1 protein-coding gene is annotated in these 1,202 nt (G+C 73.5%); it reads left to right on the forward strand.

The window, feature by feature from the left end:
• Window positions 1-688 precede the first annotated feature (688 nt).
• Window positions 689-1,202 (forward strand): ATP-binding protein (locus tag ABZV34_RS39725; RefSeq protein WP_356288256.1); only part of this gene is annotated, 514 nt, incomplete at its 3' end.

Consider the following 1,202-nt stretch of genomic DNA (forward strand, 5'->3'; position numbering starts at 1 on the left):
GGCGACAGCCGGGGGTGCCCCGCGCACCGGCCGAATGCGCCCCTGCGAGCCCCTCCGCGCCGGGCGCGAGGACGGCCGCACCCGGCCGGTCACCTCACGGACCGGAGGAAGGGTGAAGGTGACGTGAAGGTGTCGCCGGGGCGCGGTGGACGCGGCGGTCCCGGCGGGGTGGTGAAGTCGGCGGTCACAGGGGGCCCGCAGGCATAACCCGACCGAATACGGCGCACGCGCCACGGGCCGCCGCCGCTTCTCCTGACGCACGTCAAATGAGCGAGAACGTGTCCGGCCGCCGGCGCCACCCGCCGGACACCGGCCGGTGATTGGCCCCCGCGGGGCTCCGCCGTTGTCGCGGGCCGCCTCGTGAGCCCCAACCTCCATGCGGGAAAGCCCGGTTCGGGCATATCCAGGGAAGAGCCACGCAAACTTGAGACTCGCTGGAGACCCACTCGAAAGACGGTTGAATCCTGCAACGCGAACGTCAATTTCCGACCGCTTTCCTCTCTTCTTGTCGCTGCACCGCGCATTCGGCCGCTTGGTCACCTGTCGGGGAATTCCCCGACACCGCCCCAGCCCGCACCCACCCCCACCTGCACTTCCTGCCATGCAGGCACCGGCCAGCAGCAACCTCTTGGAACGCGCCTGACGATGCGCCAGCCTGCCCGTCAGCCGCAGCGACGAGGGAGGCCCCGTGCCGCACGGGCAGGCCGGTGAGCCCGGGCAGGGTGTGCGCGCACACGAACTGGCTCTTCTGATGGAGGAGTTGGATCACGCGCGAACGGCGTCCGGGTTCGTGCGGCTGAGCGGTGAACCGTGGGTCGGCAAGACCCGGCTGGCGCTGCGTCTGGCCCGGGCCGCGGCACACCGGGAGTGGGCCGTGGCGTGCGGCCGGGCCGCCCGGGACGGGACCGGCCGCCCCTTCCACGCCCTGGTGGACGCGCTCGACGACCAGCTCGCCTCGGCGGATCCCGCCGCCCTGGAACGCCTGGGGCCCGCCCGTCTGCGCCCGCTGGCCCAGGTCTTCCCGGCCCTGGGCGGCACCTTCACCCGAAGCCCGCGGGACGTCGACGTCCACGCGGTCGCCCGGGCGGTTCGTGCCGTGCTGGAAGAACTGGCGGGCCGGCGCGGGCTCCTGCTGGTGCTGGACGACGCGCACCGCGCGGGGCGGGAGGTGGCCGAGTTCGCCGAACACCTGCTGCGCCGCC

The sequence above is a fragment of the Streptomyces sp. NPDC005195 genome, assembly GCF_040608315.1.
In the GTDB taxonomy this organism is placed as follows: domain Bacteria; phylum Actinomycetota; class Actinomycetes; order Streptomycetales; family Streptomycetaceae; genus Streptomyces; species Streptomyces kaempferi.